This is a genomic window from Streptomyces sp. NPDC001443 (genome assembly GCF_053597355.1).
This window is the reverse complement of the sequence record NZ_JBSFIA010000049.1, coordinates 1-15,065: the sequence shown is the minus strand read 5'-3', so window position 1 is coordinate 15,065 and position 15,065 is coordinate 1. Positions and strand designations below refer to the sequence as shown.

Genomic DNA, 15,065 nt, shown 5'->3' with positions numbered 1-15,065 from the left:
GGCGGGCCCGGCCCCTGTGTTGCCCAGACGCCCCCGACCCGCACGCTTCACCGGCGCGGTTCGGAGGCGGTGGGGAGCACCGGGCCCCGCCCCCGTCCTTAACGCCCCGAGCATGAAGGGAAACCCGCCGTGCGCGCCCCGAAGAACCCCACCCCCCAGTACGTCGACCTCGCCGCCTTCGTCGCCGCGCAGACCAACCAGAACCTGGCCAAGGCGGCGACCGGCAAGAAGCAGTCCCGCACCCTCCAGCAGTGGGCGCTCGACAACCGTGGCCGCCTCACCCTCGCCTCCCTGGCCGCCAACATGGGTCCGGCCGGCGAAGTGCTGTCCGCCACCCCTGACGGCTGGAAGACCGCCCTCACCCTCGGCTTCGCCGGGGCCGCGGCGGCCGGCGCCTGGGGCTGGGTGCCCGGCCTGGTCAAGTGGAAGGGCGAGTGGCGGCCCGCCCGCACCCTGCCCTGCGACACCGACCGCTACATCGGGCTGTCCATGCCGGTCACCGGCTCCACCCTGCTCACCATCATGGCGAGCGTCGGCGGACCCGAGTGGGGAGAGAACCCCTGGTGGGGTGCCTCGCTGGCCTGGTCGCTTGGCTACGGTGCCTGGGCCTGGCGCCGCTGGGGACGACGCCCTGCGGCGAAGGCCCCCGAGCTCACCCGGCAGATGCTGGACTGGATGGAGTACGCCGCCGTCACCGACGGCCCGTACCCCAAGAGCAAGCTCATCTCACCGCTCGCCCTGCCGAAGGGCGGCTGGTCGTCGGAGATCCTCCTGCCGAGGAACAAGACGTTCGAGATCCGGCTGGTGGAGACCGCGTCCGCGCTCGACATCGACGACCTCGACCTGATCGCGATGGAGCGGCTCGGCCCCCGCCGCGGCCGCATCAGCGTGTTCACCGAGAACCCGCTCAAGAAGGGCACCCTCTTCGGCCCCCAGCACGTCCTGGACCCGGAGACCGGACTCGCCCCGATCGGCATCTACTACGACGGCGAAGAGGCCCACTACCGGTTCTTCCTGCCGGGCTCCGGCGCCGTGCACTCCTTCGTCACCGGCACCACCGGCTCCGGCAAGTCCCGCCTGCTGGACGGTCTGCTCGGCATCGAACGGCGCAGCCCGCTGGTGTGCTCGATCGTCATCGACCCGCAGGCCGGCCTGTCCCTGCCGGACTGGCCCGACGGCGTCGCCGTGTTCGCCCCCGGCAATGCGTTCGGCACCGTCGTCCTGCGCGCCGTCCACGCCCTGATGAAGGAGCGCGGCCAGCGCTACAACCGCATGAAGTGGGTCGACGAAAAGGGCCGCACCCGCGTCGGCCGTGCCTTCTTCGTGCCCGGCGACCCGGACCCGCTCATCTCCATCACCCTCGACGAGGCGCACGACCTGCTCAACGACCCCGAGTACGGAGAGGAAGCCGTAAAGATCATCGGTGACCTCGCGAAGGAAGCCCGGAAGGTCGGCATCAAGTTCCGCCTCGCCAACCAGTCGCCCAACGCCTCGGAGTTGGGCGGCGAGACCCTGATCCGCGACCTGCTGCAGGGCGGCAACAACGCCGTCCTGCGCTCCGGTTCGTCCGCGACCGGCAAGCGGGCCGTCGGCACCGCCCTCGCCGGCGTCGACCCGGGCGCCATCCCGAAGGAGTTCAACGACGGCACCGGCACCGGCGGCCTCGGCTACCTCGCCGGACCCGACAACCGGGCCGCGATGTGGCGAGCCCCGTACGTCGAGGACCCCTTCGGCCTGGCCCACGAGGGCGAAACCACCGGCATCGAGCAGGCCAGCATCGACGCCCTGCCGATCATCCAGCACATCCTCGACGAGCACGCCCTGATGCTCGCCCTGCGCAACGCCGGCGAGCAGTACACCTACGACCCCGAGCGGTTCACCGGCACCGCGCCGTCCCCGGCGAAGAAGCCCGCCAGGACGCCGGTGCCCGCCGTGGCCATGGAGAAGGTGCCGGACGCCGTCGAGCCCGACGGGCCGACGATGTCCGACACCACCCGGCAGATCGTCGCCTTCCTCCACAAGCACGGCAAGCCCGCAGCCCCGGCGATCATCTCCAAGTCGCTGGGCGTGCCCGGCCCCCGGGTGCGTACCGCGCTGAACCGCATGAAGGACGACCCGAATGTGCCCGTCACCAACCTCGGGCATGGCGCCTGGGTCCACACCGACCACGCCGACTACATGGCCGTCGCCTGATCCCTCTCGTGAAGGAGGAACCACGTGTCCAGTACCGACCTCAGCCCGCTCCCGCTCCTGGCCGCGGCCACCGATCTGGTCCGCCGACGGGCCGCCCACCTGGGCACAGAGGCCGCCCCGGCCGGGCCGGTCACCGTCGTCCTGGACGAGGCCGCCGACCTCGTCCAGGACCCGGCCGCCCGCGACCTGCTGACCGAACTCCTGACCGTCGGCCGAGCCGTCGGCGTCCACGTCCAGGCCCGCTCCCGGCTCCCCCGCCAGTACGCCACGCTCACGGAGCTGGAGGGCGCCGTAAGCCGCGGCGAGCGGTAGTCACCACCCGCCCCCAGTCACCGAGGCCGGCCCCTTCTCCCCCGAGGGGCCGGCCTCGGCCGTGCCCGACTCCCCTGGAGCGCCCGATGAACACCGAGCAGTACCTGGTCGACCAGGAAGTCGGCCCTAACTCCCCCACCGTGCCCACCGCCATATGGCAGCCCGCCCCGCAGCACTACTCCGTCGTGGAGACCGTCCCACCGCACTGGCAGGCAGTGCAGCAGGCCCCGGAGCTGACCCTCTACAAGGTGCCCGTTCCCGGCGCCGTCCAGGTCCAGCTGCCCGATGGCCGGATCGCCTGGGGCCGCCCCGTCGAACACCGCTTGGACCCCATCCCCGTCGACATCACCCCGCGCCAGCCGATGCCGTCCTGGGCCAAGGGAATAGGCCTCACCTCCGGCAGCCTCACCATCCTCGCCCTCGGAGGGGCCCTCGCCCTGCGCATCGCCAACCCGGCCATGGGAGGCCTCGTGGACCTGCTCGACACCCTGTGGAAGGTCGGCCTCACCCTCGTCGTGATCGTGTTCGGCGCCGCCGTCATCGCCCGCGCCCTGTTCGCCAAGGCCACCGCCCACATGGGAGGCGACACCGGCTCCGGAACGGACAGCGGACAGACGGTGATCTTCGCCCCGCAGATCGACACCGGCGGCAACCGGCTCATCGGTCGCAGCGGCGACGTGAACATCCAGGTCGGCGACCGCAACCGCAACAAGCAGTAACCGGCGCTCAGTTCGTCCTGCCGACCTGTCTGGTCCTCGGCCCGCCCGCACCGGCGTCCCCGAGGTCCGGCCAGGCCGACCGGCCTGCCCGCACTCCCTTCCCACTTCGTCCTCGCCAAGAAGCGATCCCTCATAACCAAGCAGCAGACCGGCCCCGTCTTCACCCTCCAGCTGGCCGCCCCCGCCAAGCCCAGCTGGTGGCAGGCCAACCGTCACAAGGCTTTCGCTGTCGCCGCGCTGATCATCGGCTTTCTGATCGGCCAGCACAGCACCAACGCCCCGGCCGCCACCAAGACGCCGCCCGCGCACACGGCCGTCAGCACCACCCCGTCCGCACGGTGATCCGGACCACCCGTCCGGCCCTCGACCCGACCACCGCACGCGGCGGGGCGAGGACCGGTCAGGCCGCCCGGCCCCCTCAACCCGCCCGCAAGGAGCCCTCGTTGACCACCGCGTCCGCCCCCGCCGAGATCCGGTACTGCCAGCACGCGGCCAGAGTCGTCCGCGTCGAAGCCCCCGTCGTCACCGAGATGGTTGCCGCCATGGCCCACCTGGACCAGGCACTCGAAGCCGACCCTCACGACAGCACCACGTACTACGCGCCCCGCGGCCAGGAGCACCTCGTGGGTGACTGGATCCGCGCCAACGCCGAGCGGATCCGCACGCAGCTGGACGCCCTCGTCACCCGGTACACCGACCCCGGCAGCGGCCTGATCAGCCAGGTCTCGGACCAGGCTGGCACGTGGACCAACTCGGCCACCGGCCGCACCTACGACCTGGCCGCCGACTACGTGCCCGCCGACGACGCCCGCCGCCGCCCCGGCATCGTGTGGCGTTACCGCGGCATGCACGCCGCCAGCGGTGCCCCGATCCTCCACCCCCACCAGTTGCCCGACCGCACCCCGTGCGCTGGCCCCTGCTGGCCCGTCGATACCGTGACTACCCTCCCCACCGGGCAGGCACTTGATGGCTGAGGCCACCGCGCGTCTGCCCCGCTGCCCCGACTGCGGCGTCGCCGCCGGCGAACTCCACGGCGACGGCTGCGACACCGCGCACTGTCCCGACACCGGCCGCCAACGCCTGATGTGCGAGCACGACGGGGCATGCGAGAGCCGCTGGAGCGGCACCTTCGTCGGCGCTGCCGAATGCCGCGCGTGGGACTGGTGGCTCACCGAACAGCCCGGCCTCGGCCTGGTGCCGTGCTCGCCCGGCACCGAGGGCGCCATCGGGGACTACAACCGGCTGCTCACCCACGCCTGTTGGGACGCCGACGAACAGCGCTACCTCCGCACCGACACGGCCAACCCGACCATCCCCTGACCCCGGCCCGCCCGCCTGGCCCCCGGCGCCCCGCGCCTTCGCGGTGGCTCCGGGGACCGGCCAGGCCGACCGGCCCTGCCAGCACTCACCGAAGCGACCCCGCCGACCCGAGAGGCGACACGACATGAGCGTCACCCCGTTCCCCGACACCCACGCCGAGCGCGAGCAGGAGCCCTCCGCCCGCGCCCGGGCCTCCACCTGGTGGAGGCAGTTCAGCGGCACACACGGCTGGCTCGGCCTGCGCCTGCACGAACTGCGGATGGCCCCCACCCACGGCTGGAAGCTCATGGCCGGATGGATCAAGACCAGCATCATTATGGCCGCCGTCCTCGCCGCACTCTTCTCGATGTACGGCATCGGCACCACCGTGATCGACATGGCGCGCGCTCTGCCCTGGTCCACCCCGACCAGCGACGACCACACCGGCCTGCTCGCCACCATCGACCAGCCGGTCCGCTCCTACCTCGCCACCCACACCCAGACGCTGCCGATCACCGCCACCACCGCGTACGGCACCTGGCAGGCCGTCGGCGTCGTTGCCTTCCTCCTCGGGTACCTCCGCAACATCCCGGCCCGCCTCACCTGGACCGCATGGGGCGCGGCCACCGTGACCATGGTGTGGATCGCCACCCCCGAGCCGGGGCGCCAGGTCGCCGCCGGCATCGCCGTCCTCACCTGGACCGCCCTGTCCCTCCTCGCCCTGCGGGGCATCAGCTTCACCCGGCGCGTGGTGGTCGACGTCCACGTCGACGTAGAGGCTCCCGAGGTGCGCGCCGAGATCCACGTGCCGCCGACCCTCACCCCGTACAAGCCGTACGACCCCACCCAGCAGCCGCCGTCGCTGAACTGACCCTGACCGCTGCCCGTCCGGCCCGCGCTCCCGCGCGCGGACCGGGTCGAGAACGGCCAGGTGGGCAACGCCCGGACATGGCGGTGCGCCGCACGGATTGTCACCATGCGGCGCACCTCGTACGTGTCGCCCTAGTGCTGCTCAGCAGAGGCGGACTCGAGCGCGGGCGGCGGGATCGGGGCGGTGTCATACCCCTCGGCCGCCAGCTTGGCCAGGAACGGGCGGCCGAACGCAGGTTGATCCTTGCCGTAGCGCGGGGTGCCAGCGCGCTCGTCCTGCTGCTCGACTACGGCTGCTGCGAAGCGGTCCTTGTACCAAGTGATGACCGTCTGTGCTGCATCAACCTCGCCCCACCACGGCTTCTTCTTGGAGTGCTCTTCGAACCTCCGCTCGGGGCTGACAGACATGCCCACGTAGAGCAGCGTCCCCTCGGAGTCGAATAAGCGATAGACGGCTGTTGCCCTGCTGCCCATGACTTCCTCTCCCGGATGTTTCGTCGGTCGACACTGCCTACTTGCTGCTCTTGGGGCCGGGCCTCGCGGGCTCGATGCCGTTCTCTCGGGCGATCCGTCGAACGTAGGCCGCGGTGAACGGAGATCGCTCCGTCACATCGGTTGGCCGCATCCCGCCCTTCAGTGCCGCAACTACAGCTACGACGGCGGCCTTTCGTGCCTCGTCGTGGGCTTCCTCGGTCTCTCTGTACCGCCGAGTGGCCTGATCCAGTGCCTGCTCAACATCCATACGCAACAGAGTATCGCTACACGGTTGCGCATCGCTCTTCTGTATCGCTACTTTGTATCGCAACAGAGGATCGGTAATCCGGCGAGGGGGACTCGTGCGCGCAGCCGACTTCGACCCACACACCAACGACGACCTGGTCGACGTCGACCCGTACGCCCCCACCGGGCCTGAGACCACCATCCCGGTCTACAAGCGCAACCAAGCACCTGAAGGACTCGCCACCAAACGACAGTTACGCGCGATGGGTCTCAGCATCCGCGGACTGGAAGTCGTCGCCGAAGTCGAAACCCTCGGCCCGAAGAACGGCTACCTGTACGAGATCGCCAAGGCGCAGCCGGTCCGGCCGATGACCCTCGCCCAGGAGTATGCGCTCGACCGGGCCATGGCCGCCCGCCAGACCTGCCCCGACTGCGGCCGCCGCTTCTACGGCTGCCTCAAGACCTCTCTCGGGGTCTGCCTGGAGTGCCACGAGGGCACCCCCGCGCACCCCAGCTCCTACGTGAACACGCCCGTCGGTGCGGACCGCCTGACCGGCTCCCGCTGAACGACCACACCCATTTCCGACCGCCACTTGGGGGGATCCCTGTGCAGTTCACCGACGACATGCGCAACGAACTGGTCCGCGACTTCGCGACCGAGTACGGCCTCAGCGAGCACGCGGCCGTCATGGCGACCGGCCTTTTCATCACCATCGCCTCTTCCATGCCCGAGGCGCAGGCGCAGGACGAGTTCCAGAAGGCCGTCCTGCAGATGGTCGCGCAGGGCGAGACCTGGGCGAGCGAGTTCGTCCGAGCGATGTTCGACAAGCAACTGCCGGGCTACCGCGACACCTACCAGCGCGCCATCACCAGCGGCCAGGACCCCAAGGGTGAACTGGTGCGCGCACACGGGCTGCCCGCCGCCGCGGCCGCCGAGGTCGTCACCCTGCTCACCAGCCAGGCCAGCGTCAACACCACGAAGTCCGAGACCGGCACTGGCCAGGAGCAGGAGGCGCCCGCCGCGCGGCCGTACCTCGCCGATATCACCTGCCCGGATGGCGTCGTCACCGTCACCGTCGACCCGGCCGCCACCGTCGCCAGCGCCACCGTACGGACCAAGGACACCAGCGGCCCGTCGGCCTACGCCGCCCGCAAGGCCACCATCAGGCTGAACGGGGACGTCCTGACCGTCGTTGTCCCGAAGACGGAGGCCACCGTCGTCAACAACATGCGCGTGAGGGGCGGCACGGTCTACCAGAACGTCTCCTACGTCGGCCCGGGCACCACGTTGACCGGAGTGACCATCGACGGCAACGGCAACATGACCATCGGCGGGATCAGCGGCGGCGGGCACAACCCCGTCGAGGTCGATGTCATCCTCCCGCCCGGATCCGGCGTGAAGATGGACTCCTACAACGCGCCGCTGACCGTCCGCGGCGCCCTCGCCGCCCTCGACTTCAAGACCCAAAACGGCAACCTGAACGCCGGCGTCCTCGGCCGGGTCAAGGTCCGCGGCTACAACGGCAACAACGTCATCGACGCCGTCCAGGAATGGGCCGACCTGGAGACCTACAACGGCGACAACGAGATCGACAGCTACTCCGGCGGCGAAGCGAAACTCGTCACCTACAACGGCGACATCCGCCTGACCGTCTCCCGCACCGCCAACGGCCGCGTCGAGGCGCGCACTTACAACGGCGACATCCGCCTGCGCGGCGTATCCGGCCGCAGCGACCTCGCCGTGTCGACCAAGACCCGCAACGGCGACGTCCGCAAGAGCTGACCGGACGGCTTCTGTCGGCCCCGACCGCCACCCCGCTGTGGTGGGTCGGGGTCGGTGGTGGCCGCTCGGCCCACACAGCCCGGCCCGGGCGTGCCCGTGACCACGTCCGGGCCGGGTCACCCACCGATTCACCGCTGCTTGGAGGACCACATGAGGCGCTTATGGATGAGCCGCGCCGACCGCGCCCGCTGGCATGCCGCCCGCTCCTTCGGCGACCTCGCCCAGGCAACTGCCGACTGGTGGGAGGGCACCGTACACAGCCTTCCCGGCCATCGCATCAACCACCGCCCGCACCCCACCGTGACCGAGCACATCGCCGTCCTCGCGGCCGCCAACCGCGGCGGATACCTCATCACCGCCGCTCAGGCGGGCTTCCTCGACGTGCAGTTGCAGCAGCGGGCCGCAGTGCAGGGCTTCGTCTCCGACCCGGCCCTCATCCGCCGGCTGGTCGACGCCGGCGAAAAGGCCGGCCTCCACATGGTCCTCAACGACTGGTACGACGCCTTCTACGACGGGCCCGGCAAGGGCATCACCGTCACCACCGGCGACGGCCCCGACGGCGTCTTCGGCCAGGCCCTCGGCCTGGAGGACCTCAAAGCGCTCTGGCGGAAGCTCCCCCACGCCGTGGACGCCGTCGCACCCACCCTCCAAATCACCCTCGTCGGTCCGGAGTTCGGCCCCAGCACCCTCCTTTGGGACACGCTTGCCGCCGCGACCGGGCCTGCCGTTCCCGCCCCCGCCCCCGCGATCGTGTGCCGGGAGTGCGGCTGCACCGCGATCGACGGGCAGGTCTGCGGCGACGGCTGTTCCGGCGTCCTGGACCAGGCCGACGGGCGCTGCCAGGCCTGCATCGACCCCAGCGTGATCATCGACTGGTCGAAGAACTGCGACGGCGAAGAGAAGGAATGCGCGCTGTGCGGCGCCCCCTTCTTCCACGCCGGGTCGTACTGCTCTCTGGGCTGTGAGGCAGCCGACGGCTACGGCGACGAGGACGAGGAAGCGGCCGAACAGCCGTCCCCCGCGGCCGCCCGCCCGTTCGGCAGCGAGTTCGACGACCCGTGGGCCACCGGCCCGTCCTGAGTCCGGAGGCCTCCCCCATGGATATCCGCATCACCTCGTTCGGGCACCTCCACGGTCCCCGGCCTGCCGACGCGCACATCGTGCTCGACCTGCGCCAGCACTTCCGTGACCCGCACTTCGACCCGAGCCTGCGCACCCTGACCGCCCGGCACCGCAAGGTCATCCGGGCCGTGAAGCGCACCCCGGGCATCGAGCAGCTGCTCGCCGCCACCGTCGCCCAGGCCCAGGCCTACGCCCGGGGCCCCGCGGCCGGACAGCATCCGCTGTATATCGCGGTCGGCTGTGCGGGAGGCAGGCATCGCGCCGCCGTCACGGCCTACCTGCTCGCTCGGCGCCTGCGCCGCCGCGGCCACCAGGTCGCTCTCCACCACCGCGACCTGCACCAGCCCGTCGTCGACCGCGCCACAGCCTGACGGCTCCCCGTGCCGCCCCAACCCGCCCACAGGGGTGGGGCGTTGCGGAGGACCGGACAGTCCGGCCCCACATCGCAGACACTCTCTCGGAGGCCATCCGTGACCAAGGCGCCGATCCACTACATGGTGACCATGCCCGACGGCACCGTCCCGCCCACCGCCGGGCCCAGCAGCCAGTACGCGACCGTCAACCTCGCCGAGCACGTGGGCCAGGTCGTCGACCACCCCACCCCGGGCCGCCCCTGGTACGACGACAGCGCGTTCTCCTACTTCCGCACCTACACCCAGCGCGGCATCGGGCAGATCCTCGAGCGCCGCTGTGAGTGGCCGGTCGAATGGCCGGTCCGGCTCTGGATCGTCGAACCGCTCGGGGAGACGGGCAACTGGGGCGGTACGTACTACCCGTACTGGGTCCTGTGCCACCAGCTGAAGGTCGTGGAAGAGACCCAGATCTGGAGGGCCTTCGGGCACCGCGGCCAGCAGGTCTTCGACCTCATCGACCGCCAGCTCCCCGACCTGGCCCGACAGTGGGCCGACGAGTGGCAGACCGACCCCGACGGCACCCGCCAGCGCTACGAGGCCTGGAACGAGCGCCTGAACGACACCCACGCGCTGTGCTGCTGGGTGCGCAACAAGGCGGACTACTCCCGGCGGGAGGCGGCCAAGGAAGTGGCGCAGGAACTCGCCCGGGCCGCTGCCGAGAAGGCCGCGACCGCCGTCGGCGCCGCCGAGGACGCCGTCGCCGCGATCAGCCGCCGCGCCTCGTGCCTCACGGCCGGCCAGCTGCTGCACGACCGCATCTGCCGAGGCGACTACCAGAAGAGCATCCGCACGCTCCTGCTCGGCGCCGCTCTCGACACGAACGTCCCCGCCCTCGCGAACGCCTGAGCCCTTGACGGCCCCCTGCGCCGCCCCAACCCCGCCCACAGGGCTGGGACGGCGCGGAGGACCGGACAAGACCCGGCCCCCTACCCGGCAAGGAGTGTTCGTGAATCCCTCCTCCTCCACCGCGCGTACCTTCGGCGCGAACCTGCTCGACGGCATGGGAGTGATCGGCGGCGTGGCCGTCGGCGCCACGGTCGGGCGCATCGCACACGCCCGCACCACCGACCGGCACGGCCCCGCAAGCCGCCTCGCCGCCGGCGTGGCCGCCGGCCTGGCGGCCGCGATCGTCACCGACAGCGTGCTGAACACCGCCACCGGCACCTGGCGCAGCACCTTGAACGGCACCGCCCCCGAAGCCCCGGCCGCAAGCTACGACCAGGCCCGGCCCCGCATCGCGGCGCAGGCCGCCACCGACGCCGCGCGCAAGGCCAAGTCCCGCTGGTACTGGAGCGACCTGCGCAACCCTGCCCGGCACGACGCCCTCTGGCACGGCTACGAGGACGGCACCGCCGCCTACTACCTGTCCCCCGGCCAGTACCTGCGATACCAGCCCGACCACAGCGATCTCGGCACCACGCTGTCGGCGGGCTGGACCGAGCAGTACACGCTGGAGACCGGCGACGGCACCACCGTCCTGACCGGACCGGCCCACCTCCTGCAGCTGCTCGACTCCCGCCACACCATGCCCATCCCGGCCGACGAGCGCGCCGAGCAGCTCGCCCGCATCGTCGACCGGGCTCTCGCCGGCCAGCTCGAGGACGACCTGACGTGCGCGAGCATCACCAGCGACGTCATCCAGCGGCGGGCGGCCGCTCAAGGCATCGTCGACGTCACGCACACCGAGGCCGTCGACGTCATCAACGAGCGCCTCTACCAGCACAGGCTCCGTCTCGCGCCCGACGCCGCCGCCCCCGAAGACCAGGAGACGAGCGGGGACGCGTCGCCGACGGACGCCCACCCGAGCCCCGCCACGACGGCGGCCTGAGACCACGCCCTCCCCACCGCGTGGTCGGCCCGACCACAGCCCCAACCACAGCCCCGACCAGCCAACGCGTTGCCTGATCGTGACCCACGGTCGGGGCTGGTGGACGCCGGTCTGGTCGGGGGCACGGGGTGAGCTGCCCGAAGGACACCTGAGGCTTCCACACCCTCAGCCCGCCCCCGGCACGGCGCACCCCCGCAGACCGCTCAACCCTCCCCACAGCTGCCACCAACTCCGGCCCCACCACGAGGTGTTCACCTCACCCGACACCCGAAGGACCACTCCATGGCCCCCACCGCACACAGCCAGACCACACGCCGCCGCACCAAGGTCGTGACGTTCTTAGCCAACAGCTGCAGCGTGCTCTTCACCCTGACTGCTGCTGCTGCCGGCGGCTGGGTCACCTACGCCGCCACCGTCGGCGCCGACACCACCTGGCGTGCGGCCGCCGCCGGAATCGGCGGCCTCGTCGCAGGCGCCGGACACGCCGTGACCACTGCCGCCACCCACCACGAGGACGAAGCCCCCACCCCGCTCAGCCCGGCGGACGTCTTCGACCGTCTTGCCGACGCCATCTGCGCGGACGCCGCACAGCGGGCAGCCACCGACTCATGGACCCTCGACCACGGCAGCGAACTGCTGGGCTCCGCCGTCGAGTGGGAGGGGGAGAAGGACGGCACCGCCCGCTACGAACTCGCCTTCGACGCGTACGTCCTCTACCAGCCCGGCCCTGTCCCCGAGACCGCGTTCCGGTTCGTGGCCCCGGACTCCGACGAGCCGATCGTGCTCACGTCCCTCCTCCAGCTCCAGGAGCTCCTCCAGCAGCTCGCCGATGGCGATGCGGTTCAGACGGCGGCCTGACGCTGCCCCATCTCCGTGCTGCCCCAACCCCACCCACTGGGCTGGGGCGGTGCGGAGGACCGGGCAGATGGGCCCGATCCCCGAAACGCACCAAGGAGACCCTGTGACCGACATTCTCGAATCGCCCGTCACCTCCGCGCTGGACGACGACTCCCCGCTGGCCCGCCTGTTCGCGATGGTCGGCGACGACTACACCGACGCCGAGCAGCGCGACGACGCCCAGACTGCCGCCGCTCACCACGTCTACAACGTCTACGGCTCCACCATCGGCCAGGTCCTGGAGGACATGGACTGGGCCGGCCAGACCTCGGTGAAAGACAACCGGCTGGAGGCCAGCGCCATCGCCTGGCTGGAGGGCGGCCTGTGGCTGCACCACACCCTCCACATCAGCGAGGCCGACGGCGCCCGCGACGTCCTCACGCTGATCGTGCCCTGCGCCTGCGGCCGCGGCTACGTCGACTTCCAGCTGGAGGGCGAGGAGGACCTGATGGAGATCCTCGCCGACCTGCGCCGCACCGGCGGCCGCGCCGCGCACCAGCACGACGAGGACTGCGCCAGCGTCCCGGACCCGCACGCCCCCACCACGAAGTAACTGCCCGGGGGCGGCCGCCGCATCCGACCAAGAACGCCCGCGGCCGCCCCCTGGCAACTCCCGCAGCCCACACTGGAGAAGAGGAGCACCTCCAGCATGACCGAGAACAGCACCCAAGCCACCCGTTTCGCCGCCGCCTACGCCCTGCTGCGTATGGCCGGGGACCTCGGCGACCACTGGATCCAGTCCGACCACCAGGCCGTCACCAAGGGCCAGCACGACCGCAACGAAGGACAGACCAGCCGCGCCGGACGCATCGCGTGCACCGCGCACGTCGCCACCTACACCGCCACGCAGGCCGCCGTCCTGTACGCCGGATCCCGCGTCTTCGGCCTGCGCCTGAAGCCGGGCCGGGTCGCCGCCGCGCTCGCCCTGTCCGCAGGCACCCACTGGTGGGCCGACCGGCGTATCCACCTCAAGGCCATCGCAGACGCCACCGGCAAGGGCAACTTCTACACCCTGGGCGGCCCGCTGGGCGGCGCCTACGCCCTTGACCAGGCGTTCCACCACGCCGTGGAGACGGTCGCGGCCACCATCGCGGCCTCCAAGTGAGTCCCTCAGCAGCCTTTCGTCCCGCAGGGAGCCCCACCGTGACAGCGTTCCTCGACACCGACTTCCCCGACCCGGCCGTCATCGTCCTGATCGGCCCGGCCGGCTCGGGCAAGTCCACCCTGGCCAGCACCTGGGAACCCACCCAGGTCCTCAACCTCGACCACTACCGGGCCCTGGTCTCGGACTCGCCCGGTGACCAGTCCGCCACTGGCGACGCCGTCTTCGCCCTCCTCCGCGTCCTCGAGGCACGCCTGCGCCGCGGGCTGACCTCCGTCATCGACGCCACCTCCACCGACACCGAAGACCGGGCCACGCTCCTGGCAACGGCCCGCCGCTACGGCATCCCCACCGTCGCCCTGATCGTGCCCACTCCCCTGGAGGTGTGCCTGGCCCGCAACGCCACCCGCACCGGCGACCGCCACGTCCCCGAGGACACCGTCCGCGCCCAGCACCAGGACATGGCCGCCGCCTCCCCCGCCCACCTGCGCCACGAAGGCTTCGACTACGTCGAGTTCACCCCCGCCATCCAGCGGCTGGGCCGGCTCGGCGCGCTGCTGCAGCGGGCCAGCGACACCCGGCGCCGCGAGCTGGGCCTGGACGGCGGCGACGGCCTGGGCGACGAAGCCCTCCTGCGCCGCTTCTTCGGCCCCGAGATCGCCCGCCTGGCGACCTGGAAGGACCACTCCGACCTCGTCACCGGTGAGGACCGCATCGTCGTCCTCGAAGTCGCCGGCGACTACCGCACCCTGGCTTTCCGGCGCGACGCCGACGGCGAAGGCAACTACGGCTTCGACGTCCTGGTGCCCTGCCCCACCGAAGCCGGCCGCGACGATGACGAGAAGTGCGGCCCGGCCTGGCTGCCCGCATACAGCGCCACCGACCTGCTACGCGCCTACCAGGGCCAGCACGAGATCGGCGACGGCCTGATCTGCCAGGGCTGCGGCTACGAGAGCGAGATCGACCACGAGGTGGCCGACTGGGAGGCAGGAGCCGACCCGGACGGCGACCCCGAGGGCCACGACCAGGTGCCCACGCCGTACGCGGAGGCGGCCCGGTCGTGAACGCATCTCTCATCGAACCGATCCGGGACCCGGTCGAACGGCTCGGCGACGCGCTGCGCGCGGGGCTCGGGGAGGCATGGGAGCCGACCATGGGCCCCAGCGCTCCGGCCGCGATCCTCACCAACGCCGACGCGGGCCGGTCGGTCGGCGCCGACCCCGACCCCGAGACCTGCCGGATCACTCTTCAGGCGTGGATCGACGGCGGTGACGGGCGCACGCCGACCGCGATCTACACCGCGGACATCACCGGGCACCGCGACCTCGCCCACTGGCTGTCCTGCGGCGACCTCACCGAGCCCGCCGTGGTGAGGGCCCGGACCCTGCGCCTGCTGCTCGCCCAACTCCCCTCCCCCCTCGACTCGCAGGACGGGGGCGACCGGTGAGCGCGGCCTCCAGCACAGCACCACAGGGATGGGACCAGGCGACCTTCAGCTGCGGCCGTTGCGGCGCCAAACGCACGGCCACCACCGAGACCGACTACCTGAAGGCGCTCTGCGCCCACCGCGACGCCCACGCGCTCTGGGACCGCCTCAACCCGATCGAACGCGACGGCCTCGCCTCGATCCTGCGGGTGCTGCTGGCCGATGTCGGCCTCGGCCGGGAGTTCCTCGCCCTCATGGACAGCCAGCAGCAGCCCACCCGCCCGAACCCCACCACACCGAAAGGAGCCACCCCGTGAGCCTGATCGGCCAGGAAGAAGGCATCGAGCACGGGACCCTGCGCGGCCACCGCCAGCACACCCG

The 15,065-nt window shown here is 71.5% G+C and carries 20 protein-coding genes; 18 read left to right on the top strand and 2 right to left on the bottom strand.

What is annotated here, in order from left to right; translation table 11 throughout:
* Nucleotides 1–129: 129 nt before the first annotated feature.
* The 6 genes from ACWC24_RS36120 (at nt 130) to ACWC24_RS36095 (ending at nt 5,394) form a co-directional block, all read left to right on the top strand.
* The gene (locus ACWC24_RS36120; protein ID WP_450667141.1) at nt 130–2,193 is read left to right on the top strand and encodes a hypothetical protein; all 2,064 of its coding nucleotides are present in this window, start codon (nt 130–132) and stop codon (nt 2,191–2,193) included.
* A gap of 24 nt (nt 2,194–2,217) precedes the next feature.
* Entirely contained in the window at nt 2,218–2,505 is a 288-nt protein-coding gene (locus tag ACWC24_RS36115) for a hypothetical protein (protein ID WP_450667140.1), read from the top strand.
* An 86-nt stretch (nt 2,506–2,591) separates the two neighbouring features.
* Nucleotides 2,592–3,224 carry a hypothetical protein gene (locus ACWC24_RS36110; protein WP_450667139.1) on the top strand — a complete coding sequence of 211 codons (633 nt, stop codon included), beginning with the start codon at nt 2,592–2,594 and terminating at the stop codon, nt 3,222–3,224.
* 443 nt (nt 3,225–3,667) lie between these two features.
* Complete coding sequence (locus ACWC24_RS36105; RefSeq protein WP_450667138.1) at nt 3,668–4,198, top strand: hypothetical protein; 531 nt, start codon at nt 3,668–3,670, stop codon at nt 4,196–4,198.
* Nucleotides 4,191–4,544 carry a hypothetical protein gene (locus ACWC24_RS36100; RefSeq protein ID WP_450667137.1) on the top strand — a complete coding sequence of 118 codons (354 nt, stop codon included), beginning with the start codon at nt 4,191–4,193 and terminating at the stop codon, nt 4,542–4,544. Before ACWC24_RS36105 ends, ACWC24_RS36100 begins: the two co-directional genes overlap by 8 nt.
* A 124-nt stretch (nt 4,545–4,668) precedes the next feature.
* Nucleotides 4,669–5,394, top strand: coding sequence for a hypothetical protein (locus ACWC24_RS36095; protein ID WP_450667136.1), 726 nt, complete (start codon nt 4,669–4,671; stop codon nt 5,392–5,394).
* Nucleotides 5,395–5,525: 131 nt separating this feature from the next.
* On the opposite strand, the gene ACWC24_RS36090 is transcribed toward ACWC24_RS36095, so the two are convergent.
* Together ACWC24_RS36090 and ACWC24_RS36085 are read right to left on the bottom strand one after the other, a co-directional pair.
* Nucleotides 5,526–5,867, bottom strand: a complete 342-nt coding sequence (locus ACWC24_RS36090; protein WP_450667135.1) for a GIY-YIG nuclease family protein — start codon at nt 5,865–5,867, stop codon at nt 5,526–5,528.
* A 37-nt stretch (nt 5,868–5,904) separates the two neighbouring features.
* A complete protein-coding gene (locus ACWC24_RS36085) occupies nt 5,905–6,135 on the bottom strand; it encodes a hypothetical protein (RefSeq protein WP_450667134.1) in 231 nt (76 codons plus the stop codon).
* A gap of 94 nt (nt 6,136–6,229) precedes the next feature.
* Here ACWC24_RS36085 and ACWC24_RS36080 point away from each other — a divergent pair, with 94 nt between their 5' ends.
* The 12 genes from ACWC24_RS36080 to ACWC24_RS36025 all read left to right on the top strand — a co-directional run bounded on the left by ACWC24_RS36080 (nt 6,230) and on the right by ACWC24_RS36025 (nt 15,001).
* Nucleotides 6,230–6,679: an RRQRL motif-containing zinc-binding protein gene (locus tag ACWC24_RS36080; protein WP_450667133.1), complete on the top strand. Its 450-nt coding sequence runs from the start codon at nt 6,230–6,232 to the stop codon at nt 6,677–6,679.
* A gap of 41 nt (nt 6,680–6,720) precedes the next feature.
* Nucleotides 6,721–7,896 (top strand): DUF4097 family beta strand repeat-containing protein, encoded by a 1,176-nt coding sequence (locus ACWC24_RS36075; protein WP_450667132.1) that lies wholly within the window; start codon nt 6,721–6,723, stop codon nt 7,894–7,896.
* Between the two features lie 165 nt (nt 7,897–8,061).
* Nucleotides 8,062–8,976, top strand: coding sequence for a DUF6919 domain-containing protein (locus ACWC24_RS36070; RefSeq protein WP_450667131.1), 915 nt, complete (start codon nt 8,062–8,064; stop codon nt 8,974–8,976).
* A gap of 17 nt (nt 8,977–8,993) precedes the next feature.
* On the top strand, nt 8,994–9,389 hold the full coding sequence (locus ACWC24_RS36065; RefSeq protein WP_450667130.1) for a RapZ C-terminal domain-containing protein: 396 nt from the start codon (nt 8,994–8,996) through the stop codon (nt 9,387–9,389).
* A gap of 99 nt (nt 9,390–9,488) precedes the next feature.
* Entirely contained in the window at nt 9,489–10,277 is a 789-nt protein-coding gene (locus tag ACWC24_RS36060) for a hypothetical protein (RefSeq protein ID WP_450667129.1), read from the top strand.
* A 100-nt stretch (nt 10,278–10,377) separates the two neighbouring features.
* Nucleotides 10,378–11,259 carry a hypothetical protein gene (locus ACWC24_RS36055; RefSeq protein ID WP_450667128.1) on the top strand — a complete coding sequence of 294 codons (882 nt, stop codon included), beginning with the start codon at nt 10,378–10,380 and terminating at the stop codon, nt 11,257–11,259.
* 282 nt (nt 11,260–11,541) lie between these two features.
* A complete protein-coding gene (locus tag ACWC24_RS36050) occupies nt 11,542–12,117 on the top strand; it encodes a hypothetical protein (protein ID WP_450667127.1) in 576 nt (191 codons plus the stop codon).
* Nucleotides 12,118–12,220: 103 nt separating this feature from the next.
* Nucleotides 12,221–12,709: a hypothetical protein gene (locus tag ACWC24_RS36045; RefSeq protein WP_450667126.1), complete on the top strand. Its 489-nt coding sequence runs from the start codon at nt 12,221–12,223 to the stop codon at nt 12,707–12,709.
* A gap of 96 nt (nt 12,710–12,805) precedes the next feature.
* Nucleotides 12,806–13,261 (top strand): transcriptional regulator, encoded by a 456-nt coding sequence (locus ACWC24_RS36040; protein WP_450667125.1) that lies wholly within the window; start codon nt 12,806–12,808, stop codon nt 13,259–13,261.
* A 38-nt stretch (nt 13,262–13,299) separates the two neighbouring features.
* Complete coding sequence (locus ACWC24_RS36035) at nt 13,300–14,322, top strand: AAA family ATPase (protein ID WP_450667124.1); 1,023 nt, start codon at nt 13,300–13,302, stop codon at nt 14,320–14,322.
* Nucleotides 14,319–14,705 (top strand): hypothetical protein, encoded by a 387-nt coding sequence (locus ACWC24_RS36030; RefSeq protein WP_450667123.1) that lies wholly within the window; start codon nt 14,319–14,321, stop codon nt 14,703–14,705. Before ACWC24_RS36035 ends, ACWC24_RS36030 begins: the two co-directional genes overlap by 4 nt.
* The gene (locus tag ACWC24_RS36025; RefSeq protein WP_450667122.1) at nt 14,702–15,001 is read left to right on the top strand and encodes a hypothetical protein; all 300 of its coding nucleotides are present in this window, start codon (nt 14,702–14,704) and stop codon (nt 14,999–15,001) included. Before ACWC24_RS36030 ends, ACWC24_RS36025 begins: the two co-directional genes overlap by 4 nt.
* The last annotated feature ends 64 nt before the right edge of the window (nt 15,002–15,065 follow it).